Consider the following 24,715-nt stretch of genomic DNA (forward strand, 5'->3'; position numbering starts at 1 on the left):
TTCACCTTACTCATTGTAACCCATATCTCCAGGAACAATATAATCATTTTCATTAGTTAAATTTGCAAATCTTGCATATTGACCATCAAACCTAACATGTACAGTTCCTATAGGTCCATTTCTTTGCTTACCTATTATAATTTCACCAAGATTTTTAACTTCTTCTTTTTCTTTATTATAAACTTCATCGCGGTATATAAACATAATTACATCAGCGTCTTGTTCAATAGCTCCTGATTCTCTTAAGTCTGACATCATAGGTCTTTTATCTTTTCTATCATCAACAGCTCTATTAAGTTGTGATAACGCAATTACAGGAACATTTAATTCTTTAGCTAATGCTTTTAATGATCTAGAGATTTCTGAAACTTCTAAAGTTCTATTGCTTTCATAACCAGGAATTTTCATTAGTTGAAGATAATCAATTAGAATAAGAGATAATCCTCCATGTTCATTATAAAGTCTTCTAGCTCTTGAGCGCATTTCAGCAGGCGTCAAAGTAGATGTATCATCTATATATAGGTTCATCTCACTAAGCATTTTCATAGAAGATGTAATTTTTATCCAATGTGAATCATTTAAGCGATTACATTCTCTTAAAAGGTTCATTTCAACTCTAGACATAGATGCTAAAATTCTTGTTACAATATCTTCAGAAGGCATTTCTAAGCTAAAAACTAACACAGGTTTATCTGAACTTTTAGCAACATTTTCAGCAATATTAATTCCTAAGACTGTTTTACCCATTGATGGTCTACCAGCAATAACACATAAATTAGCTTTTTGTAACCCTGAGGTTTTCTCATCTAAATCAATAAAACCAGTAGAAACACCAGTAAGACCAGTACCTGAATCTACTATCGCACTCATTCTATCTACAAGTCTAGGTATAACTTCTTTAACTGAAGTAGGTCCCTTAGATGTAATATCTCTTTCTTTTGATACATCTAAAATTCGACTTTCTGCATAATCAATAACTTCATCAGGGTTTTTCGAATCTGCAGAATAAATTTTCTGAATAATATCATTAACGCTATTTTGTAAGCTTCTTAATTTAGCTTTATCTTTAATAATATCTGCATACGCTCTTATATTAGATATTGAAGGAGTATTAGCAATTAAATCAATAATATAGGATTCACCACCAGCATTATTCAATTCACCTTCTGTAGCTAAATATTCACTTAAAATAACAATATCAAAAGGAGTATTTTGCTCATTTAATTCACATATTTTTTTATAAATAAGTTTATGTCTATTATCAAAAAAATCATCAATTAATAGTGTATCCACTATATGCTCAATATTCTGATTGTATAAAAGAATATTTCCAAGAACTGCTCTTTCAGCATCTAAAGAATAAGTTGTTTCAGCCACTTTAAACTGATTATTAACAGACATTTTATGAAAACCTTTATTTATAATACAAAAAAACCATGCTAACACATGGTTTTAATTGTTTAGATTCTATGTGTTAGTTTTATTATTATAAACTACTCAGCAGCAGCTACAACATTAACCTTAACAACAACATCTAAGTCTGTATATAAATGAATAGATAACTCATATTCACCTATACTCCTAATAACACCTTCTGGCATACGAACATGGCTTTTTTCTATTTCATGTCCACTTGCAGCAGCAATAGCATCAGCAACTTCTTTCGTACCTACTGATCCAAAAAGTTTACCACCTTCACCAGCTTGAGCTGCTATGTCATATTGCTTTTCTTTAATTGCTTCAGCAATAACTTGAGCAGCCTCAAATCTCGCGTGTTCAGCTTTTTCTAACTCAACTTTTTGTTTTTCAAAAGCAACAACATTTGCATCAGTTGCTTGAACAGCCTTTCCAAAAGGAATAAGGAAGTTTCTAGCATAACCTGGTTTAACATTAACTATGTCACCTAATACACCAAGGTTTTCTACTCTTTCTTTTAAAATAATTCTCATAGTATTAACCTCCGATTTTAATTAAAGTGACGGTCACAATATGGTAATAAAGCTAAAAATCTTGCTCTTTTAATAGCTGTAGATAATTGTCTTTGATATTTAGCAGATGTTCCTGTTACACGACTTGGAACAATTTTACCTGTTTCTGTTACATACCCTTTTAAAGTATTAACATCTTTATAATCAATTTCTTTTACGCCTTCTACTTTAAAACGGCAAACTTTACGACGACTCATATTCTTCTCCTATCTAATTAGATTACTTCTTTCTTATTAGCATCCATCATAATAGATGGCTCAGTTATAGCTTCAGGTGTAGCAATAACTAAACGACGAAGAATCGCATCATTATATCTTAAAGATTCTTGCAATTTATTTAAAGAATCAGCAGAACATTCTATATTCATCAAAATATAGTGTGCTTTGTGAAGCTTTTCTATAGGGTAAGCTAATTGACGACGTCCCCAATCTTCTAGTCTATGGATTTTTCCACCCTTTTCTTCTATTATCTGACGATATTTAGAAAGCATAGCTTCTAATTGATCAGATTGATCTGGATGAATCATAATTACAACTTCATAATGTTTCATTTATAAACTCCTTACGGTTTATCATTAATTATCACACTGATAAGCTATGAATTAAATAGTTATACTCATAGCAAAGAGCAAACGATATTCTACGCATAAAATACGATTAAATCAAGATTTAATATTAATTAATCTTTTGGAAAATACAGTCTCCAGGCATAGCAGATTCAGAAAAACTTTCATTTGATTTAATCTTACAATCCCAGATTATATAATAATCTTGTATTTGGTGTTTTGTCTTTAAATAAGGTGTTAAAATTATTTCTCCTGTACCTAGGCTAGAATCAGAAAAAGATTGGCTTAAAACACCATTATAATTTATTTGAACATCTGTTCCAGAAACTTTTTTAATTTCATCTGCACTATTAGTAAATCCTTTTAAAGAATATAAATTATTATCGCCGCGCTTTTTCATTACACTTGCATCACCATAATTTAATTGAGTACTTACTTCAGCTTTAGCAATTTGGAAAATAATTAATTTAGCTGAGAACCTACTTCTATAGCTATAATTTAAATATACGGGAAGCAATATTCCGACAAAGACAATTAAAGCAGAAACAATAAGTAATATCTCAGTCAGCGAAAAACCTGCTGTCTTTAGCTTTTTCAACTTTAATAAGCCTTTTTATAAAACTGAAACTATTATAACAAAAAAATCGTTATAATAAATAATAATAAATGGTAATAGTTTTTTGTAAATTGTATGGAAAGTAAAATAAATATAGTTGAATCCTTTCTTAAGGAATTGCAACAAAACATAGTGACTGCTTTAGAAGCTGAAGAAACTTCTTCTGCTAGATTTATTCATGATAAATGGAAAAAACCAAATATTTCTGAGCAAAAATTAAAAGGCTATGGAAATTCTATGATTATAGAAAATGGTGACATCATTGAAAAAGGTGTGGTTGCTTTTTCTAAAGTATATGGAGATGCTCTACCTCTCTCTGCTACAGAAAAAAGAAAAGATTTAGCTGGAAAATCCTTTATCGCTACAGGAGTTTCTCTTGTTATTCACCCTAGAAATCCATTTATTCCAACTTCACATGCAAATTTTAGACTATTTGTAGCTGGTGCTGATACAGATAAGCCGATATGGTGGTTTGGTGGTGGTTTTGATTTAACTCCATACTATCCTTATGAGGAAGATATTATCCACTGGCATCAAACAGCTAAGAATGTTTGTGATAAGCATAATAAAGATCTTTATCCAGAATTTAAAAAATGGTGTGATGAATATTTTTATTTAAAACATCGTGATGAGTGCCGAGGTGTAGGAGGACTTTTTTTTGATGATTTTAATAGATTTTCTTTTGATGAATGTTTTGAGTTTGTAAAGGATTGTGCTAACTCTTATATAAAAGCTTATATACCAATAATGGAAAAAAGAAAAAATACCCAATATTTAGATAAACATAAAGAATTTCAACTATATCGAAGAGGTAGATACGTTGAGTTTAATCTTGTGTTTGATAGAGGAACCATATTTGGATTACAAAGTGGTGGGCGTACAGAATCAATTCTTTCATCTATGCCTCCATTAGCTAGTTGGAAATATAATTGGCATCCAGAGGAAAATTCTGAGGAACAAAAAATATATGAATATTTAAAACCTAAAGATTGGCTATAATCTTATATTTTTACTAGCAACTAAAGTTGCATAATCTGTTTTATCAAGAATGAAGAATTTATTTGGATTTATATCTTTTTTATAGTTACTAAAAACGTAATCTTTTTTAAGTTTTAAGTTAGGTTTATTTCTTACTATTAATATATTAAGCTCATCTGAACTATTCCAATTTTTTATAAATTTTGAATATTTCATTAGATATTGGTCAGTTCCTGAATTAGGAATATGTGACACATCTGATAATTCATTTTCATCATTTATTATTACTACTTCTTTTTTTGTATAGAAAGGAACTTTATAGAATCTATGACTAGTATAAACTTTAGCATTTGGATACTCTTTATAAATAAGGTTAATATCACCAGCAAATTCTTTATTATTTTTTTTATCTAAATATTCACCTGCAGCATATCCAAAATTTCCTACTGTAAACATCATTAGAGAAAAATAGATTATAATTTTTTTAAGATCCCTTCTCTTAAAAGCTCTGATTGCTCCATATGATACAAATATAGATATTATGAATATTGGAAGTAGTAAAAAAAATAAAGGTATAAGAAATTCTTTAGAAAAATATAATACTATTACAGTTGCTATTGGTAATAATAGAAAAACAAAAATTGGCAACCCAATACTTATTTTATCCATTAATGAAAAATCTTTTTTAAAGAGTTTTTCTAGATACACTGCTATAAGTATACAAAAAGGTACTATAGCTGGAGCTAAATAACCTATTAAAAATGATTTAGAGATTCCAAAAAAAATAAAAATGAAAGATCCCCAAATAAATAAAAACCATAAAAAAGAGTTTTGTTTTCTATTCTTAAACCCTTCTTTAGTAAAGAAATCTTTTAGAGCTTGTGGTAAAAAAGCAGACCATGGAAAAAAGATACCAATAAAAATAAGGACATATACTAATTTTGATATTTGTCTATTTTGCTCATTTGTTGAGTACCTTAAAATCTGTTGAACAACTATATAATAATAAGCAAAATCAGGATATTTATTATTTACAGCTAAGATCCAAGGAGTACCAATAATAGCAACAATTATAAGCCCTAAATAAAGGCGAATATCTAAAAGTCTTTTCCACTCAAGCATTATTAAACTATATAATCCAACTATACATATAGGAAAAACTATAGCAACAAGTCCTTTTGTCATAAAAGCTATGCCAGAAAAAATAAATGCTAAAAATAGCCAAAAAGAACTTTTAAAATAGTTATCATCATACTTTAAACTAACCCAATAACACAACATGGTCATGTTAAGAAAGACTGCTATTCCAGTATCTATGTTTAAATACCTACCTACAAATAATAATAGAACTGTAGTAATACTAACTATTACAGATAGCCAAGCTAAAATTCTAGATTCTAAAACCTTTTTTACCGTATAGTAAACAAATAATAGACAAATCATTATTAATACTGGATTAACTAAGCGGGCTCCCCAAGTATTCTCACCAAAGATATTCATAAAAAAAGCTGTTAACCAATAAATAAGTGCAGGTTTATGGAAAAAAACTATTCCATTAATATATGGGACTACATAATTATGTGTAGCAAGCATATTTCTAGCTACTTCGGCATATCTTGTTTCATCAGGGGCATATAAAGCCGGTAAACCATATAGAAAAAAAGCTATTACTACTAAAAATATAAGAGAAAAATAATCTTTATAATTTTTTTGCATTTTTATAAGGAACATTTGTATAAGAGAAAAGTTTTTTAATTTTATATTAAAAGAATATGATTTTGTATATAAATTAATATTTTATTAACATTTAGGAAGTGTTACTCCAACTTGACCTTGGTATTTTCCTCCTTTGTCTGCATATGAAGTTTCACATTCTTCATCTGATTGGAAAAACAGCATTTGTGCTACTCCTTCATTTGCATATATTCTTGCCGGAAGAGGTGTTGTATTTGAGAATTCTAAAGTTACATAACCTTCCCACTCTGGTTCAAGAGGGGTTACATTTACAATAATTCCACATCTTGCATAAGTAGATTTCCCTAAACAAACAACCAAGGTATCTCTTGGGATTTTAAATCTTTCAACAGTACGAGCTAAAGCAAATGAATTCGGCGGAATAATACAAACATCTCCTTTAAAGTCTACAAAATTTTTATCATCGAAATGTTTTGGGTCAACTATAGAAGAGTTAATATTAGTAAATATTTTGAATTCATCAGCACATCTAACATCATATCCATAACTAGATGTACCATAAGAAACTATCTTTTCACCATTTGCTACTTTAACTTGCCCTGCTTCAAAAGGCTCAATCATCTTATGTTCTTGAGACATTTTCTTTATCCACTTATCAGATTTAATAGCCATTTATATTCCTTATTTAATTTTCTAATTTAATACCAATTGAATCTAAACTACTCGCTTTAGGTAATTTATCTATTTCATTTAATAAATTCTCTGCAACTGAAACATAACTATCATTTATAGTGTCATTTTTGTCAAGAGTTACATATGGTTTGCCATTATCAGCATTTAACCTTATATCTTTATGAAGTGGTAAGCTACCTAAAAACTCCACATTGTATTTTCCGCATAAAGAGAAAGCTCCGTCCTCACCAAAAATATGCTCACTATTTCCACATTTAGGACAAATATAATAGCTCATATTTTCAACGATACCTAAAGTTTTGATATTAACTTTATTAAACATAGCTATAGCTCTTTTTGCATCAATTAAAGATAAATCTTGAGGAGTAGTAACAATAACAACTCCAGTAACAGGAATATTTTTTGATATAGTTAATTGTATATCTCCAGTTCCAGGAGGTAGATCTAAGAATAAATAATCTAACTCGCCCCAATCTGTATCATTTAACAATTGCATCAATGCTCTTGATACAATAGGTCCTCTCCAAATTATAGCTGAATCAGAATCTATAAGATTACCTATGGAAATCATTTTTATTCCATAATTTTCTAAAGGAATAATCTTTTTCTTATCTGTAGTTTTGGGGTTGTCTTTTAATCCTAATAAGGTCGGTTGACTTGGCCCATATATATCAGCGTCTAATATTCCTACTTTAGCTCCCATTTTAGAAAAAACTGATGCTAAATTAGTAGTTACTGTTGATTTACCAACACCACCTTTCCCAGATGCAACTAATATTATATTTTTAATATTTGGTAGAAGTTTTTGCCCTTCTTGGACTTTTCTTTTAAAGACTTTGTCTATTTTTTTCATACCAAACTCTATTTATAAATTAATGGTGTCATTTTAACAGATTTTTTTAAATACCTAAGGATTATATAAATTAAATAGATATAAGTTAGCTATTACAGAGCTTTATTTTATTTTGTTTTAAATATATTATTTGAATACTTTATTTTTAGTTTAGATATTTTTAAAAAATGCTTTATAAAGAAATTAAATCTATAATACGAATTCCAAGAGGAACAGTATATATATTAATTGTTTACAGTATTCTTTTGGGTATTTTATCTTTAACTATACCAATATCCGTTCAAACTTTAGTTAATACGGTTGGAACAACGCTATCAGCTAGACCCTTAATTAGTATCACCGTTATTTTATTTATTTTATTGGTTACTTCATTTTTAATAAAACTATTACAAATTTATTTAGTCGAACACATTAAACGAAAAACATTTGTTAATCTTTGTTTGAAAATAGCTAAACATATCAATCTTGTTAAATTATCTAGTTTCGCTAAGCAGAATATTGTAGAAAAAGTTAATCGTACTTTTGAAATTGGAATAATACAGAAGGCTATATATGTTATTTTTATAATTTTATTTGATATAGCACTACAAGCGGTTTTTTGTATACTTATTTTAGCTTTTTATCATCCTTTATTTCTTGTTTTTGATATTGTCTTAATAATTTGTATATTATTATCAATTTGTCTACCTTTCAAAAAAGCTTATAATGCTGCAATTAAAGAATCAAGTTCCAAATATAGTACTATTGCATGGATTGAAGAACAGGCAAATTGTCCTCTATTTTTTAGACAAGGAAATGGGTTTATAGGATTAGAGAACGTTGATAATCATCTATGTGGCTATCTTGAAAATAGAAAAGAGCATTTTAAATGGTTAGCTAAACATTATATATATATTGGAATAATATATATATTAATAAATACTATTTTATTAAGTTTAGGTGGTTATTTAATAATACAGTCACAACTTTCTTTAGGGCAACTTATTGCTGCTGAATTACTAGTAAATATAGTTCTAATAGGTTTATTAAGGGTTAGTTATTATTTAGAAGATTTTTATAATTTTTTAGTTGCGATAATTAAGCTATCTGAAATCTTGGATTTACCACAAGTAAAAATTTTAAATAATAAACAAAACTCTAAAGTTGAGCTACTAAATAAAGTAACAAAATTTGAAATAATTAATAAAGATAAAACTATCTATATTTTTAACTTCAATGAAAATAATATAGTAAATTATAGCTTTAATAATGAAATATATAGTGCGTTGTTTTCTCAATTTTTTGATGAAAACAATGATAATAAAGAAGTGAACTTTTTAATTAATGATATTAATAGTTACTTATACGAATCAGAATCTTTGTTAAAGAATATAATTTTTGTCAGAAATATTGAGATATTTAAAGGTAATGTATTAGATAATCTATTACTTTTAGACTCCAATATAGATAATCTTAATGAGTTAAATGATATGTTGAAGGATTTTAACTTAGAATCTCTTAAAACAGTCTTTTATAAAGAAATAGATTCTCAGAAAGTAAAGTATGACTTTAATTTTAATGATATCACTTTAGCAAAAATAACTATAATTAGAGCTATATTACAAAAACCTAAGCTTTTAATTCTATTAGATTTATTTTCTATATTTGATGATGAAATCCAGAATAAAATTATTAAATGTATACAAAAATATAATATACCAACGATTATAATGAAATAACTAATTAGGACTTTATTAATATGAATTTTAAATCACAACAATTATTAAAGAAAAATCCTAGTTTTAAAAAAGTTTGTTTATGGATTTTAGTAACTACTATCATAATATTTGTTTTATTAACATTGATTCCTTGGCAGCAAACAATAGATGGTAATGGAGAAGTAACTACAGTATCTCCCTCAGATAGAGAACAAAGGATAACCGCACCAATGGAAGGTCGACTAGGTAAGTGGTATGTAGTTGAAGGACAGAAAGTAAAAAAAGGTGATCCAATAGTTGAAATATTAGATTTAGATCCTGATGTTTTATCTCGATTAGAAGAAGAAAAAAAAGCTATTGAGCTTGGTATTAGTTCTGTAGAGTTAGCTATAAAAAATGCTGAAAATAATATCGACAGACATGATCGCTTAAAAAAAACAGGTGCCAGTACACAAAGGATTTATGAAGAAGCTCAACTAGAGTTAGTAAAATATAGTACAGATCTAGCAAAGGCAAAAGTTGATTTAGCAAAGATTAAAGTAAAAATTGCTAGACAAGATAGTAGATTAGTTAAGGCTCCAATAGATGGAACTATTGTTGAAAGAAGACATGGTGAAGGTGGTATTACAGTTAATCCAACTGAGTTTTTAGCTAATATTGTTCCTGATGGCAAATCAAGAATTGTTGCCCTATGGGTAAGAGGTATGGATGCTCCTTTAGTTAGTGTCGGAGATAAAGTAATGCTTCAGTTTGAGGGTTGGCCTGCTGTTCAGTTCAGTGGTTGGCCAGAAGTTGCTGTAGGGACTTTTGAAGGAGAAGTTTCATTTGTTTCTCCACAAACAAATCCTGTTGGTGAAGTTAAAATTTTCGTTAAACCTGAAAACAAAAGAGATTGGCCAAATGCAGAGCTTTTAAGATTGGGCACAAAAACTAATGGATGGGTATTATTGAAAAATGTGACTTTAGGATATGAATTATGGCGTCGATTCAATGGATTTCCAATTAACATAAATAGTAAGGAGCTATTAGTTAATAAAAATACCTCTAATTAAATCTTGTCTTATACCTTTTTTAATTATAAGTCTTATATAATATTTTAAAGATATTAAATTTTATAAAATATATATGCTTAAAAAAAATGATTTTAAAACTATTTTTTTAACTAGTATTGGTGGAATGCTTGAATTTTACGATTTTGTTATTTTTAGTCTTTTTGCTATCGTTTTAGGTAAAACTTTCTTTCCTGCAGAAGAATCTCAAGCATTACAAGCTTTATCAGCTTTTACAGTATTTGCAGTTGGCTATTTTGCTAGACCTATTGGTGGAGTGATATTTGGACATATCGGTGATAAATATGGACGTAAAAAATCATTTCTTTTAACTATCCTTCTAATGGGTTTAGCATCTTTCTTAATAGCTTTACTACCTTCTTATAAGGAAGCTGGCATAGTAGCTACACTATTATTCGTCACATTGAGAATTATTCAAGGTGCTGCTATTGGAGGAGAAATACCTAGTGCTGTAGTTTTTGTAAAAGAATCTTTAATAAAACATGGTGGTTTAGCTTGTGGAATAATTTTTTGTTTTATTAATTTTGGAATATTTTTTGCTGAAATTACAAAAACGATTTCTACTCATTTCTTTAGTGATGATTATGCTTGGCGTATAGCATTTATCTTTGGTGGAATTGCTGCAATTATAAGTTATTTCTTTAGAAAAGAAATTCATGAAACCGCTGCCTTTCTTAATAAAAAAGATGAACATAAAGTACCTGTTTTGAAACTTATAGTTTCTGAGAAAATTGCTCTTATAAGAGCAATTGCAGCCATCTCTATTTTTGCAATGGTAATAGGATTTTTCTCATTATTTTTGCCGACTTATTTTACACTAAATAAAATATCTAATAGTTCAAATCTTATACTTATTAATTTATTTGTTTTTTCTATTGTCAGTATTCCCGCAGGTTTTTTAGCGGATAAGTTTGGAGCATTAGTTATATTAATAATAGGTGCTTTTGGATTACTTATTTTTGGTAGTGCTTTTTATATAGCTATGGTAAATCACTCAAAATATTTACTCCCAATTATGTTAATGAATAATATTTTTATGGGTATGATAGTTGGAGTTGCTTCAAATTACGCTAGTATGTTGTTTAGTCCAAGTGTTAGAGCAAGTGGTCTAGGGTTAAGCTATAATGTAACCTTTGCTATTTTTAATGGACTATTTCTTGTCGTTGCTAGTTTTGGTATAGCTAAAGGTTTTATGTTGATGCCTTTATTTTTAAGTATTATGGTTGTTATTACTGCAATAATAATTTTATCTTTAGTAAAACAACCTAAGTAAACTATCTAGTAAATTTTTGATATGTTAGAATTTACAAAGTTTTCGTTAAGAATATAAAAGTTAAATGGAAGATTTCTTATTAAAATTACTCTATATTTTAGAGGCGAATATTGTTTTATTTGTTTGCCAAGTTTTTACTATATTTGTAGTTTTAAAACTAATAGTTGATAAAAAATCAGCATCTAATATTATTGCTTGGCTTTTAGCAATATTGTTTGTTCCTTACATAGCTATTCCTTTCTTCTTTATTTTTGGAAGAAAGGATAACGAAAAGAGCTCTTGGCAAAAAGACTCTATGAGTATCAATCAGAAATGCCCTATTGATATAAATAAGTATGGAAAAAATAATTTACCAATAGATGTTATAAATGTTTTCTCTAGCTTACATGTTCCAACATTAACCTCTAATAATACTTTTGAGATATATACTGATGGAGTTGAATCCTATAAGCATTTTTATGAAGCTATAAAAAATGCTAAGTCTAGTATTTATGTTCAAACTTATGTTTTCAAGCATGATACGACTTCTAAACTAATTTTAAGGCTTTTAGAGGAAAAAGCATCAGAGGGCTTAGAAATTAAAGTATTAATAGACTCTTTAGGATCTTTTTATACTTATAGGCACCAAAAAAGAATATTTAAAAATCTTCGAGCATTAGGTGCAAAAGTTGTATTCTTTATGCCAGTTTTATCAAATCCTTTTCGTAATTATATAAACTATAGAAACCATAGAAAAATCTATCTTATTGATAATAGAACTGTATTTAGTGGTGGGATGAATATAGGTGATGAATATATGAGTCCTATGGAACATGAGGGAATGTGGGAAGATTTACTATTTAAAATAGAGGGAGAATCTGTAAATTATTTTTTAACAATATTTCAGTCAGACTGGCGCTTTTCTACAAAAAAAGAACTAAATCCTAATTTCTCATGTTATAGTGCAAATACAAATAATAGCAAAGAAAACTTTATACAAGTAGTACCTTCTGGTCCTGATATGGATGCAAATCAATTATATTCAGGGCTTATAACAGCTATAAATTCAGCAAAAGAAAAGCTATGGATAATAACACCGTATCTTATTCCATCACAAGACTTATTACAGGCTATAGTTTTAGCTAAGCATAGAGGTATTGATGTAAAGATTATCACACCTAAAAAATCTAATCATACCTTTATTGACAGAGCTAGGACTACATATTTTAGAGAGTTATTAGCAAATAACATAGAGGTTCATTTTACAGAGAAAATGATGCATGCAAAAGCTATTCTTATAGACAAAAATTTAGCAATGCTTGGCTCTGTAAATTTAGATAATAGAAGCTTATTTCTGAACTATGAAATAGCTACTTTTGTATATAGTGAATCTTCTGTTGCTAAAGTAGATAAATGGGCTAAAAATATGTTATTACAATCATCTCAAGATAATGATCATATTTCTAATAAAAAGTCTCGTTTGATTATAGAAAGTATAATTAAGATACTTACACCATTAATGTAATACTTTAAACTTTCTCACAGATAAAAGTTGTTGATTCAAATCCAGTAATTTTTAATTTACTACCTTTGCTTACATCATTAACTTTAGCTCGCCAGACAGTATCTCCTAATTGGACTTTAACTATTCCATTTTCAGAATCTGATAATGCTTCTACAACTCTTCCCACATAAATAGACATTCTATCATTAACATCTAAGTGCCCTACTTTCTTAATTTTAAGTTTCTTTCCAAATTTATAAAAAGCAATGACAACTAATAAAGATAATATTAAAAATATTACTGCTTGAAGCATAATATCCATATTAGGAATAAAATAAAGAAATATAGACATAATTAAAGTTGCTATACCTATAAAAAGAAAAAATGTAGTAAATGAAAAAATTTCAATAATAAAACATATAATAGCTATTAGTAGCCAATATAGGTATTCTTCCATTATTTATCTACCTTTACATTTTTTAAGATTTCAGAAACCCCACTTAATGAACCTAACATACTTGTAGCTTCTACTGGGAGCATTATGGTTTTTGAATTACCTGATGCAGTGAGCTTACCAAGAGATTCAATATATTCTTTAGCAACAGAGTAATGCACTGATTCTAATTTCCCTTCTGCAATTGATTTTGAAATAGCATCTAATTTAAATGCTTCAGCTTGTGCTAATCTCTCTCTAGCTTCAGCTTCTCTAAACTGTGCTTCTTTATATCCTTCTGCCTCTACAATTTGTTTTTGTCTTTGAGCTTCAGCCTCTAAAATAGCTGCTTGCTTTTCACCTTCAGCATCTAAAATAGCCGCTTCTTTTTTACCACTAGCCTCTAAAATAGCAGCCTCTCTTTTACCTTGAGCATCTAAGATTCTAGCTCTTTTTTCTCTTTCAGCTTTCATCTGCTTAGCCATAGAGTCTAAAAGGTCTCTAGGAGGAGTGATATCCTTAATCTCTACACGAATAACTTTTACACCCCATGGATCTGTTGCTTCATCTAAAACTTGTAATAGTTTTCTATTCATATCTTCTCTCTCAGAAAGCATTTCATCAAGATCCTTAGAACCTAAAACAGTCCTTATATTAGTCATAATAATATTTTCTAATGCCCACTCTAAATTATTAACTACATAAGAAACTTTTTTAGAGTCCATTATTTGGAAAAAAGCAACTCCATCAACTTCAACACTAGCATTATCTTTACTAATTATTTCTTGTTTTCTAATGTTAAGAACAGTTTCTTTCATAGAAACTTTACTTGCTACTCTATCTACAAAAGGAATTATGAAAGCTAAACCAGGGTGTAAAGTTTGCTGATATTTTCCAAACCTTTCTACTATATATTCATTAGCTTGTGGAACTACTTTTACACTAAAAGCTACAGCTAAAACACAAAGTAACAATATAGCCCCAGCAACAATTATAAACATAAGCTTTCCTTAAGTTGGACAGTTAATTTTATCTATATGCATTCTTAACATCATCATTAATAGTTACAGCGCTATTAACATCTAAACAATTAATTATTTTACTCATAAATTTATTAATAGCTTCATCTTCAAGTGTTTTATTTAAATCACTAAATAAAAATCTAACTGAAACATTAAACCCTTGAGAAACAGCAAACATACTAGATATATCAATTCCTTTTAAAGAAAATATATTTAGACTTTTTATTGGCTCTAAAATATCACTGATATTTGAATCATTAGCAACTAAGAATGAAATATCTCTAGAAACAGATGGGAATTTTGAAAACTTTTCAAATTTAACTATATCTTTTTTAGTTAGCTCTACTAAGTCTAATTCAAAAACTATAGGAGGCTTTGACTTTATTTGTAATGCTTTTAGAGCCGTTGGATGTAAAACTCCTATTATACCAATTTTCTTATTATCAGAATAAATATAGGCAGATTGTCCCGGATGCAGCCAATGTATATCATCACAAACTTTAAATGATAAATTTTTAATATGAGAACATAATGCTTCAATATCATTTTTTACATCAAAAAAATCAACTACTTTATTACTACTCCATGTTGTTGGATTAACATCTCCAAATACAAGGCCAGCAAATTTTGGACTCTCAATTCTTTGCTCAGCATTTTTACAGAAACAAACACCTTCTTCAAAAATTCTTACACGATTTTGCTGTCTATTAATATTAGCTTTAAAAGTATTTAAAAGTCCTGGAATAAGTGACTGTCTCATCACTGATAAATCTTGAGAAATAGGGTTTTGTAAAGAAATACCCTTATCATAAAAAAAATACTCATCATGCTTAGGATCTATAAAGCTATAGTTAATAGTTTCATAATAACCTCTATCAACTAGCTTTGATTTTAATGACTGAAGAGATTCTTTTTCTTCCGATATATTAACTTTTTGTGCTTTATATTGAGGCATAGTCTCTGGAAGCTTACTATAACCATAAATTCTAGCTATTTCTTCTATTAAATCTTCCTGAATTTCCATATCAAAACGATATGAAGGAGCTATAACTTCTAAAGTTGTATTATCTATTTTATTAACTGTCATATGTAATGACTTTAATACATTAGCAATGTAATCAAAATCAAACTGAGTTCCTAAAACTTTATTTAATTTAACTATAGAAAGTTTTATAGTTCTCTTAGAGTTTAAAAAATCTGCATCCTCACTACCATGTATAGGAGCTACCTTACCCCCAGCTATTTCTGTAATTAACTGTATAGCTAATTTCATGGCTTGCTGAGCTAATTGTGGATCAACACCTCTTTCAAATCTATGAGAAGAATCTGTATGTAGATTATATTTACGAGCTTTTCCAGCTATTTTTTCAGGAACAAAGAAAGCACTTTCTAAAAAGATATTTTTAGTTGAATCTGAAATTGCTGAATCAAGTCCACCCATAACTCCAGCCATAGCTAAAGCTTTTTTCTCATCTGCAATAACTAGAGTATCACTCTCTAATTCAACTTCTGTTTCATCAAGTAGAGTTAGTCTCTCTTTAACTTCAGCATATCGAACATTAATTCCACCTTCTAATTTATCTAAATCAAAGGCGTGCATAGGCTGCCCTGTTAAAAGAAGCACATAATTAGTTACATCAACTAAGAATGAAATAGACCCAATACCACTTCTTCTAAGCTTCTCTACCATCCATAATGGAGTTTCTACAGAATTATCTACATCTCTAATTATACAGCCATAATAAGCTTTACATGCATCCATAGCTGTTATAGATACTTCTTTAGTCTCTGCTATTTCAACAACTGGATTTTTTATATGTAAGGGCTTTAATTTGATATTTCTCAAAGCAGCAACTTCACGAGCAATACCATAAACACTTAGACAATCTGCTCTATTAGGAGTCAAATCTACTTCTAGCGTATTATCATTTAAACCTAGATATTCATTTATATCTGTACCTCTAGGAGCATCTGAAGGTAAATCCATTAAACCATCTGCTTTTTCTAAAAGTCCAAGCTCCTCTTCTGAGCACATCATTCCAAATGATTCTTGTCCTCTTAACTTAGATTTTTTAATTTTAAAATCACCTGGCAATACCGCACCTATCTTAGCAACAGGAGCTTTCATACCTTCATATATATTGCTCGCACCACAAACAATTGTTAAAAGCTCTGGTTCTGCAACATCTACTGTACAAACATTAAGCTTATCTGCATCAGGATGCTTAGCAATAGCTTTAATCTGACCAACAACAACATTAGTTACTTTATCTTTAACTACTGGCTCTATTGCATCAACTTCTAATCCAGCTAATGTAAGTGTATCTGCTAAATCTTGTGAACTTTGTGTATCTGCTAAATATTCATTTAACCACTTATGACTAAACTTCATCTATAACCTCAAAAATATTAAAATTGTTTTAAAAATCTTAAATCGTTTTCAAAAAACATTCTTAGATCATCTATTCCATATCTCAACATAGATAATCTTTCTACTCCCATACCAAAAGCGAAACCTTGGTATTCTTTAGAATCTATATTTCCTGCTTTTAGAACTTTAGGATGTACCATTCCACAACCAAGTACTTCTAGCCAACCTGTTTGTTTACAAACTCTACAGCCTTTACCATTACACATCACACATTCAATATCTGCTTCAGCAGAAGGTTCTGTAAATGGAAAATATGATGGTCTAAACCTTACTTTTAAATCTTTCTCAAAAAATGAACTTAAAAATGCGTGTAACAAGCCTTTTAAATCTGCAAATGAAACTTCTTTATCTACCAATAACCCTTCCACTTGATGAAACATCGGTGTGTGAGTAATATCAGAATCACAACGATAAACTCTTCCAGGTGCAATAATTCTAATAGGTGGATTTCTTTTCTCCATTGTACGAATTTGTACACCTGAAGTATGCGTTCTTAGAACATGTGTACCATCAACATAAAAAGTATCATGCATTGCTCTAGCAGGATGATGAGATGGAATATTTAATGTTTCAAAATTGTAATAATCACTTTCAATCTCAGGCCCAAACTCAATATCAAACCCATTTTGTTTAAAAAAAGATTCGATTCTATTTAATGTATTTGTAATAGGATGAAGATTTCCTTGAGATTGACCCACTCCAGGTAAAGTAATATCTATTTTTTCTTTAGCGAGTTTTTCATTTATTTCTTTCTGCTCAAGAATAGATAGCTTCTCATTTAAAGCATCTTGTAGAGCTTGTTTAGCTATATTAACAGCTTGTCCAAGCATTGGCTTTTCTTCATTTGGCAATGTAGCTATTAGCTTCATCATGCCAGTTAATTCACCTTTTTTACCTAAGTATTTTACTCTTATATCTTCTAAAATTTTTCTATCATTTGCTTCTACAACTTCATGTAGAGCTTTGTCTTTCATTTCATTGACTATTTGCATACAAAATCCTATTACAATTTATAATTTGCAGATATCTATTTTATAGTTTTATTATAATTATAAATTCATAATTATAGACCTTTTAAGAGTTTTTTAAAACTAGTTATTTTTTTACTCCATACCTTGTAATAACAACGGCTCCGAACACTGCAATAATTCCACCAATAATACTTAAAGCTTTTGGTACCTCATCTAAAAATACCCACCCTAAAAATATTGTAAATAAAGGCATTACATATAATGAGCTAGCAGCAATAGAGACTTTTAGATGTTTAAAAGCATATCCCCATAAAAGATATGATAAAGCTCCAGGAAATATTCCCATATATATGATCATACTAACATCTAATAAAGAGGTATGAGAAAAGTCTTTAATTGCTTGGTTAGAAAAAATCAATAAGAATAATGTTCCAAACCATATAAAGTAAGCTACAGCTTCAATAGGATGAAATTTTACTAAAATTTTCTTCTGAAAGGCTGTATATATAGCTCCTGCAAATGCGGCTATATATACGTATAGTACTCCTAAAAAACGTATTTCACTATTACTCGCAACTAAAATAGCTCCTGCTCCTAACATACAAATAGTTAAGCCGAATACGCCAGTTTTATTAATTCTTTCATTTAAAAATAAGATAGCTAAAACTATTTCTACTATAGGAACTTGGAAAATAATAAAATTAGCAACTCCTGCACTAACAAATTTTTCTCCTTCATTTAAGAAAACGTTATAAATAAAAAAGCCTAAAAAACCTAATACTGCAAAATAAACTAAATCTTTAAATGTTGGTTTAATCTTATTTTTTAAAGGAATAAATATAAATAGCATTGCCAAAGAAGCAATAAGATATCTTACTAGTGATAAAGATCCTGAGTTATAGTTATGAGTCATAAAATGTCTGATACAAACAAAAGCAGAAGACCAGAAAAATATACATATTAGTAATGCAAAAAAAGCTTTTATATTTAAATTATTTTGCATAAAAGTTATTTATTAAGTTTGTAAGACAATGTATCAATTTCCACAGTGTAATTATAATGATAATTATGTATTAAAATTTGCCCTAGCCAAGGTTTATCTGCTTTATATTGTATACACATTATTTTCTGATCATCTTTAATTAAACAACGTTCTTTTAGTTTTTCTTCTAAAATTATCCCTGTTCCATTAAACATTTTTTCAACTACTTGAGAAGGTGCATAACTAATAATAAATTCTAATAAACTTTCTTTAACGCCCATATTTTGATTTGGCATAGGTAAACTGCTACTTTCAATTTTATTACCATTGTAATCTAGCTTAAATAAAGAGCCTCCCCAACCAGAAAGTGCTATCATCACTATATGTTTAGAATCTAATATGATTTCAACTTGAGTACTGAAATTAGAAGTTTTCTCATTCACATGATAAGTAGCTGATACTATTTGAGAAATATTCATATCTAAATCTAAAGAGCTAGGCTTAGGTAAAGTAATTATAGTACCTGGCAAAAATTCTAGTTTAGTATCTGTATTTTCTTTGTTTTCAAAAATTGCACAACCAGTTAATAAAATAAATAAAACTAAAAATAAACTCTTAATTTTCATATTCTGTTAGCCTTAACGCTAAAGGAGCTAATAAAAATGCTAAAACTATTCCGACTAATACAGTTAATCCAAAATAATGAATAGCTGGTGTTGAGCTTAACGATAATAAACCAAATGATAATACGGTTGTGATAGCTGATAATAGTAAAGCTAACATAGTACTTTGATACTGCTTTTTACTTTCGGCCAAGAAAATAACGTAATCCATAGATATGCCCAAAACTAAGATTAACGCTAATAAACTAAATAATGTTAATGGAATATCAAACCAACCTAATATGCCTAGCGCTCCTGAGCATGCCAATACTGGAGTTATCAGGTAAATAAAGGCTTTCTTAAAAGAATAACGAAAAGATAATAATATCCATAGTAAAGCTGCAACTAAAAATAATAAGTTATTTATCATTACACGATAATGCGCAAAAATATCACTAATTTCATCAGCTTTATTAACTAAGTATACCCCTTCTTGATTTTTTACTATTGACTCTAGCTGATCTAAATTTATACGTTCAGAAAGAGTTATAGCCATTGCTTTTTGCCCTTCTTGATCTCCAAGCCATAAAAATTTTAATTGTTGAGATACTGGAGCATCAAGCCAAGAATCTAGTGTCAATTGTTTAAAACTTATATTATCAAGATTCTTTTTTACTTTTTGTGCTTGACTATTATCATAGCCAATTTTTTCTAGATAATTAATAAGCTGTGTAGAAATTAATTTTTTGACTAAGTCATAATTATTTTTCTGCTTATAAACATTTGGTATATAGTCACTAATACTTATTAAAGGATTATTTATATTAGAAAATTCTTTATAAATTTTTTCACTAATGTTATTAGCTCGCTGTAAAAGAATCTCATTATTATCAGCTAAAACTATCAAATAACTCATTCCCATATTACTACCAGTAATTTTCTTTACGGTATTTTCTGTATTTTTGAGTTCTTGAGAGGCTGACTCTAGAATATGGATATCATCATTTGCTTTAACTTGAAAGTTTCCTGCAATTATAACAAGAGCTATTATTGTTAAAATTATTACAATTGATACTTTAGATATATTTTTCCAAATTTCTAGATATTTATCTGAGCAAATTAATAAAATAGGCTTTTTATTAGGAGTTGGTGTTTTTTGTATTACATATGGAAATAAACATATAACAGTTAAATAAGAAATAGATAATCCTGTTATCGCAAATACTGCTAACTGATGCAGCCCCGGAAATGGTGCTATTGATATTACTATAAAAGAAATAATTACATTTAGTAAACCTAACGTAATACCCCAAAATATTCGTTTAAATCCTAATGCTGGTGTCCATTTTTCATCTCCCAATAACCTTTCAGAGTAATAGAAAAATGCATAATCTACAGAGATACCTATTAAACTAGCTCCAAATACTAGAGTAAATAGAAAAACACTTCCAAACCATAGATAAGTAACGACAAAAGCCACTATAAAACCACTAGCAACTGATACTAGAGTAAATACGAGAGGACGTAATGATCTAAATGTAAATAAAACAAGTAAAATAATTCCTACTAGAGAGCCAACACCTATAGTACTTACTTCATGCTGGGCTGTATCTGAGCCATTTTGAGCATAAAATAGCATTCCAGTTCTTAAAACTTTTACCCCATTTTGGGATATTTCTGCTGTTGCACTATCTATAGCTTTAATAATAGCCTCTTGAGTTGTCAGTGAGAAACTATTACCTGATATTTGGGTTTGTAACATTACATACCAACGTTCACCATATTTAGTGGTCAAATAGCCTTTATGTAAATCTAAAGCTGATGATGGTCGTGGTAAGCTTAATAAATAATTTTGATATAAAAAGAATGGATCATTATCTAATAATTTACGATTAGCTATTCCCATTGGACTATATAAAGATACTAAAGCATTTTCAACAATTTTATTTTCATTATTATTGACTAATAATTTTTCATCACTTGGTTTTAAAAGCTGTAATCTATAAGGAAAGTAAAAAGTTCCCCAAGATTGTTGTTCTGCCTCATTTACTCCTTTAAAAATATGTTTAAATAGCTGACTTTGCTTTAATTTATCACTAAATTCTTCAGTCGCTTTAATTGCTTGATCTTCATCTGGTGCGCTAATCAAAAATATAACTTTATTCCCCATACGTGATGAGAATGCTTCTGATGCCGCAGAAAAAGCTGGATTAACTTGCTTTTGAGGCAAGAGAGAAAGCACATTAGTATTAAGAGGAAAACCTTTAAAAATTAATGTGCCAAATACAATAGATGAGCTAATTATAATAACTAGCCACGCTAGAAAACGTAGCCTAAACTTGTAATCCATTATTTAACAACCACATCACTAAATTTAATATCTACAATATTATCTTCAGTATCAATAACTTTAACAAAAGTTATAGTATTAGATCCTTTCAAATAAATACTTTTTATAGCTTTACCTATAAGATTAGCTTTCGGAGTTAAAGTAATTTCCCAATCTTTAGTATCTCCTTTAAATGAAGCATTAAAGTATTGTTCTATAGAATCTGTATTTCCTTGTAATATTGACATAAAAACTTGAGTAAAACTAAAAACAACTGGTTGCTGATCTCTAGTAATAACTGTAGGAGGATTATCCATAACAGTTTGTTCAAGACGATCTTTAGTTACTTTAAGTACTGATTTAAAAGGTTTATCTTGATCCCAATATAGTCCTGAATCTGGAGATAGTTTAAATGTCCCTGATGATATTAAAGGGTTTTCTAGCCCATCTATATGTCTTATCTGCTCAAACTTACCAGTAATATTAGAATTTTTAGTTAATTGTTTTTCAACAGCTACAAAGTTTGGCTGTTCTGCAATTGGTGTCGCCCAAGAAGTAATTATTATTAAAAAACTTATTATTGTTGTTAATATTCTAAACATTACAAAATTCCTTTATCCTTTTTTGCCAGTTTTGAGGTGTGATAAAACAAGCTTTTTGTGTATTTAAATCCACTGCTAATTGTATAGTATATCCCTTAGTAAGAATCTCTTTACTCTTTTCATCCTTTACACAATAAACTATCTTTAGCCTATTTTCATATTCAACAAGATCACAAAATACTCTTATCTTTTGACCAAAATATGCTGACTTAATATATTTTAATTGTAAATCAACGATTGGCCACGCATAGCCATCATCTTTCATATGAATATAATTATATTCTAATTTATCCAACATCGCACAGCGAGCTATCTCAAAATATTTAATATAATGGCCATGCCACACTATTTGAAGGCTATCCACATCGAAAAAAGGTACTTCTATCAAGGTACTATGAGAGAAATAAGTTGTATTTTTAGACACTCTTTTTCTCCTTATTCCAGAAATCAAAAAAATTAAACCATTCTAAAGGGTATATATTACAAAAATGACTTAATCTATTTGCATATTCTTGCGCATATTTTATTAATTGTTCTTTTCTATTTTCACGCTCAAAAACAATTCCTTCTAATGCAAAATTTTCAAAAATAAAATCAAATTTATTTTTATCATTTTTAGGGCAAATCATAAAATAGCATGGGCATTTTAATAAGCTAGCTAAAACAAAAGCTCCCTCTGGAACAGGTGCATTATCTCCAAGAAAATTTACTTCTAAATTTCTTTCATGCTTTGTTACTGATGTTCTATCACCAGCAATTACAATAAACTCACCTGCTTCTATCTTATCATGTAATTGAATAGCCAAATCTGGCATAGGTTGCTGTAAAGAGATCATTCCAATTTGAAACTCAGGGTTTACTTTAGTCAAAAGTTTATTTAATTTCTGAGCATTCTTACTAAAAACTAAAGCACTAATTTTAATGTCTAAATTGTACTTAGATAAGGCTCTTGCGACCTCTAGATTTCCTAGATGTGCAGTAAAAATAATTCCACCTTTTTTTCTATTTATAGCTTGCTCTAGATTTTCTTTAGAACTTTTTGAAAAAATTAAATCTTCTGATGTAATTCTTTTATTCCAAACTGCAAATTTGTCAATTAACATTCTTCCAAAGCTAAGAAAATGACGAAAACTATATAGCCATAAATTAAATTTAGAAATGTTTGGCTTAATATGTCTTATATAATCAAAAGAAGCTTTCCTTGCATTAGAAAAAATTAAGAAATAATAAACCATTACAAAATACATTATAAGATAAGTAATTTGTCTGCCTAAAATTCTATAACTCCATAAAGTAAATTTTAAACCTATTAATCCCCCAGCTTCTTTTATTTGAGACCAATGCTTATTCATTTCCTAAGTTTCCTAAGTAATAACATAGGAATACGTAATAACATTCCAAAAAATAAACGAGTATGTGTTAAAGAGATTCTTACATTATCTTTTAACATTGCAAAATTTGAATATCCATCTTTGGGATAAATAACTTTAGTCGGGATAAAGCGAATATCTACTCCAAACCAATATAATCGAACAAGTACATCTATATCAAAACTCATACGACTAGCAAATTTCTTAAATTCTGATAATTTCAAAAATGATTTTAAAGGATAGATTCTAAAGCCACACATTGCTTCTGGAATATTTAAAGACCATGTCTCTATTGCTACCCAAAAATTAGTGATTTTACGCCCATGTAAACGGCTTTTAGGTATACTTCCATCATATTGAGGTAGTCCTGAAATCATATCTTCAGGATATTTATTCATCTCCTCAATAAACTTGGGAATATCTTTACTATTATGCTGTCCATCTGCATCTATTTGTAACATATGAGTATAGCCTAATTCTTGAGCTTTTTTTGCTCCTAATGTTACAGCTATGCCTTTTCCTTGATTTTCCTCTAAAGTCTCTACAGCTATAATTTGAGAAAATTTTTGATGTAGCTTAGCTATTATATTTTTTGTTTCAGAGTCATTTCCATCATCAACTAATATTATATCTAAGTCGTATATAGAAAGATTTTCTAAAGTTTTACCTAACTGTTTACCATGTCTATAAACTGGTATAACTATACATAATTTATTTTCAGACATATTTAATTTTTCCTTGAGAAACTATTTGTTCTTTTATATAAAACTTAAAACTAATAGCATTATTTTCTTGTATTAAATTTAAAGCCAAACAATCATTTGGAAGAATGATTTTCATAAATTTAATTTGTGGAATATCACAAAATTGATATGGATCTAATTGAAATTGTTCACATGAACTTTTAATTACTAAATCTATTTGTCCAACTCCAGGAAAGATTGGTTGCTCAACAAAATGTCCCTGAAACCCTTCATATTCAGGTAAAACCATAAACTTTAATGTAACCTCTTTAGCACTATATTTTTCAACACTTATTATCTCTGGATAATGTTTTATCAT

Annotated in this window: 25 protein-coding genes; 5 read left to right on the plus strand and 20 right to left on the minus strand. The window is 28.8% G+C overall.

The genetic code is table 11. The features are described 5' to 3' along the window. Window positions 1-6: 6 nt before the first annotated feature. From dnaB to KX01_RS06570, 5 genes are all read right to left on the minus strand, one after another. Window positions 7-1,401, minus strand: coding sequence for a replicative DNA helicase (gene dnaB / locus KX01_RS06550; RefSeq protein ID WP_071664224.1), 1,395 nt, complete (start codon window positions 1,399-1,401; stop codon window positions 7-9). 92 nt (window positions 1,402-1,493) lie between these two features. Next, the gene (gene rplI, locus KX01_RS06555) at window positions 1,494-1,949 is read right to left on the minus strand and encodes a 50S ribosomal protein L9 (protein WP_071664225.1); all 456 of its coding nucleotides are present in this window, start codon (window positions 1,947-1,949) and stop codon (window positions 1,494-1,496) included. A 17-nt stretch (window positions 1,950-1,966) separates the two neighbouring features. Further along, window positions 1,967-2,185: a 30S ribosomal protein S18 gene (gene rpsR / locus KX01_RS06560; protein WP_071664226.1), complete on the minus strand. Its 219-nt coding sequence runs from the start codon at window positions 2,183-2,185 to the stop codon at window positions 1,967-1,969. Between the two features lie 17 nt (window positions 2,186-2,202). Beyond that, window positions 2,203-2,538, minus strand: coding sequence for a 30S ribosomal protein S6 (gene rpsF / locus KX01_RS06565; RefSeq protein ID WP_071664227.1), 336 nt, complete (start codon window positions 2,536-2,538; stop codon window positions 2,203-2,205). Between the two features lie 124 nt (window positions 2,539-2,662). Further along, on the minus strand, window positions 2,663-3,151 hold the full coding sequence (locus KX01_RS06570; RefSeq protein WP_083578909.1) for a hypothetical protein: 489 nt from the start codon (window positions 3,149-3,151) through the stop codon (window positions 2,663-2,665). A 93-nt stretch (window positions 3,152-3,244) separates the two neighbouring features. On the opposite strand from KX01_RS06570, the gene hemF reads away from it, so the two are divergent. After that, a complete protein-coding gene (gene hemF / locus KX01_RS06575) occupies window positions 3,245-4,168 on the plus strand; it encodes an oxygen-dependent coproporphyrinogen oxidase (RefSeq protein ID WP_071664228.1) in 924 nt (307 codons plus the stop codon). Here the strand turns inward: hemF and KX01_RS06580 are convergent. The 3 genes from KX01_RS06580 to KX01_RS06590 form a co-directional block, all read right to left on the minus strand. Beyond that, complete coding sequence (locus KX01_RS06580) at window positions 4,163-5,863, minus strand: phospholipid carrier-dependent glycosyltransferase (protein ID WP_071664770.1); 1,701 nt, start codon at window positions 5,861-5,863, stop codon at window positions 4,163-4,165. The genes hemF and KX01_RS06580 overlap by 6 nt on opposite strands. An 84-nt stretch (window positions 5,864-5,947) precedes the next feature. Beyond that, window positions 5,948-6,514 (minus strand): dCTP deaminase, encoded by a 567-nt coding sequence (gene dcd / locus KX01_RS06585; protein ID WP_071664229.1) that lies wholly within the window; start codon window positions 6,512-6,514, stop codon window positions 5,948-5,950. Window positions 6,515-6,527: 13 nt separating this feature from the next. Beyond that, window positions 6,528-7,388, minus strand: a complete 861-nt coding sequence (locus tag KX01_RS06590; protein WP_071664230.1) for an Mrp/NBP35 family ATP-binding protein — start codon at window positions 7,386-7,388, stop codon at window positions 6,528-6,530. Window positions 7,389-7,555: 167 nt separating this feature from the next. On the opposite strand from KX01_RS06590, the gene KX01_RS06595 reads away from it, so the two are divergent. From KX01_RS06595 to cls, 4 genes are all read left to right on the plus strand, one after another. After that, window positions 7,556-9,106 (plus strand): ATP-binding cassette domain-containing protein, encoded by a 1,551-nt coding sequence (locus KX01_RS06595; protein WP_071664231.1) that lies wholly within the window; start codon window positions 7,556-7,558, stop codon window positions 9,104-9,106. A gap of 20 nt (window positions 9,107-9,126) precedes the next feature. After that, on the plus strand, window positions 9,127-10,137 hold the full coding sequence (locus tag KX01_RS06600; protein WP_071664232.1) for an HlyD family secretion protein: 1,011 nt from the start codon (window positions 9,127-9,129) through the stop codon (window positions 10,135-10,137). Window positions 10,138-10,210: 73 nt separating this feature from the next. Further along, a complete protein-coding gene (locus KX01_RS06605; protein WP_071664233.1) occupies window positions 10,211-11,428 on the plus strand; it encodes an MFS transporter in 1,218 nt (405 codons plus the stop codon). 64 nt (window positions 11,429-11,492) lie between these two features. Beyond that, on the plus strand, window positions 11,493-12,932 hold the full coding sequence (cls, locus tag KX01_RS06610; protein ID WP_071664234.1) for a cardiolipin synthase: 1,440 nt from the start codon (window positions 11,493-11,495) through the stop codon (window positions 12,930-12,932). A 4-nt stretch (window positions 12,933-12,936) separates the two neighbouring features. Here the strand turns inward: cls and KX01_RS06615 are convergent, their stop codons facing one another. The 12 genes from KX01_RS06615 to KX01_RS06670 form a co-directional block, all read right to left on the minus strand. Then, complete coding sequence (locus KX01_RS06615) at window positions 12,937-13,368, minus strand: NfeD family protein (protein WP_071664235.1); 432 nt, start codon at window positions 13,366-13,368, stop codon at window positions 12,937-12,939. Beyond that, window positions 13,368-14,345 carry an SPFH domain-containing protein gene (locus KX01_RS06620; protein ID WP_071664236.1) on the minus strand — a complete coding sequence of 326 codons (978 nt, stop codon included), beginning with the start codon at window positions 14,343-14,345 and terminating at the stop codon, window positions 13,368-13,370. Before KX01_RS06620 ends, KX01_RS06615 begins: the two co-directional genes overlap by 1 nt. A gap of 28 nt (window positions 14,346-14,373) precedes the next feature. Further along, a complete protein-coding gene (gene pheT, locus KX01_RS06625; RefSeq protein ID WP_071664237.1) occupies window positions 14,374-16,758 on the minus strand; it encodes a phenylalanine--tRNA ligase subunit beta in 2,385 nt (794 codons plus the stop codon). A gap of 17 nt (window positions 16,759-16,775) precedes the next feature. Then, window positions 16,776-17,789, minus strand: coding sequence for a phenylalanine--tRNA ligase subunit alpha (gene pheS / locus KX01_RS06630; protein WP_071664238.1), 1,014 nt, complete (start codon window positions 17,787-17,789; stop codon window positions 16,776-16,778). Between the two features lie 103 nt (window positions 17,790-17,892). Beyond that, a complete protein-coding gene (locus KX01_RS06635) occupies window positions 17,893-18,771 on the minus strand; it encodes a DMT family transporter (protein WP_071664239.1) in 879 nt (292 codons plus the stop codon). Window positions 18,772-18,776: 5 nt separating this feature from the next. Beyond that, window positions 18,777-19,376 carry a DUF3261 domain-containing protein gene (locus KX01_RS06640; protein ID WP_071664240.1) on the minus strand — a complete coding sequence of 200 codons (600 nt, stop codon included), beginning with the start codon at window positions 19,374-19,376 and terminating at the stop codon, window positions 18,777-18,779. Then, a complete protein-coding gene (locus tag KX01_RS06645) occupies window positions 19,366-21,702 on the minus strand; it encodes an MMPL family transporter (protein WP_071664241.1) in 2,337 nt (778 codons plus the stop codon). Before KX01_RS06645 ends, KX01_RS06640 begins: the two co-directional genes overlap by 11 nt. Then, window positions 21,702-22,283, minus strand: a complete 582-nt coding sequence (locus tag KX01_RS06650; RefSeq protein ID WP_071664242.1) for an outer membrane lipoprotein carrier protein LolA — start codon at window positions 22,281-22,283, stop codon at window positions 21,702-21,704. Before KX01_RS06650 ends, KX01_RS06645 begins: the two co-directional genes overlap by 1 nt. Beyond that, entirely contained in the window at window positions 22,276-22,707 is a 432-nt protein-coding gene (locus tag KX01_RS06655) for an acyl-CoA thioesterase (protein WP_071664243.1), read from the minus strand. Before KX01_RS06655 ends, KX01_RS06650 begins: the two co-directional genes overlap by 8 nt. Further along, the gene (locus KX01_RS06660) at window positions 22,700-23,635 is read right to left on the minus strand and encodes an LpxL/LpxP family acyltransferase (protein WP_232223321.1); all 936 of its coding nucleotides are present in this window, start codon (window positions 23,633-23,635) and stop codon (window positions 22,700-22,702) included. Before KX01_RS06660 ends, KX01_RS06655 begins: the two co-directional genes overlap by 8 nt. Next, window positions 23,632-24,378 carry a glycosyltransferase family 2 protein gene (locus tag KX01_RS06665; RefSeq protein ID WP_071664244.1) on the minus strand — a complete coding sequence of 249 codons (747 nt, stop codon included), beginning with the start codon at window positions 24,376-24,378 and terminating at the stop codon, window positions 23,632-23,634. Before KX01_RS06665 ends, KX01_RS06660 begins: the two co-directional genes overlap by 4 nt. Further along, window positions 24,371-24,715, minus strand: a complete 345-nt coding sequence (locus KX01_RS06670) for an ApeI family dehydratase (protein ID WP_156860387.1) — start codon at window positions 24,713-24,715, stop codon at window positions 24,371-24,373. The genes KX01_RS06665 and KX01_RS06670 overlap by 8 nt, the downstream gene beginning before the upstream one ends.

The organism is Francisella frigiditurris (assembly GCF_001880225.1).
GTDB classification, from domain to species: Bacteria; Pseudomonadota; Gammaproteobacteria; order Francisellales; family Francisellaceae; genus Francisella; species Francisella frigiditurris.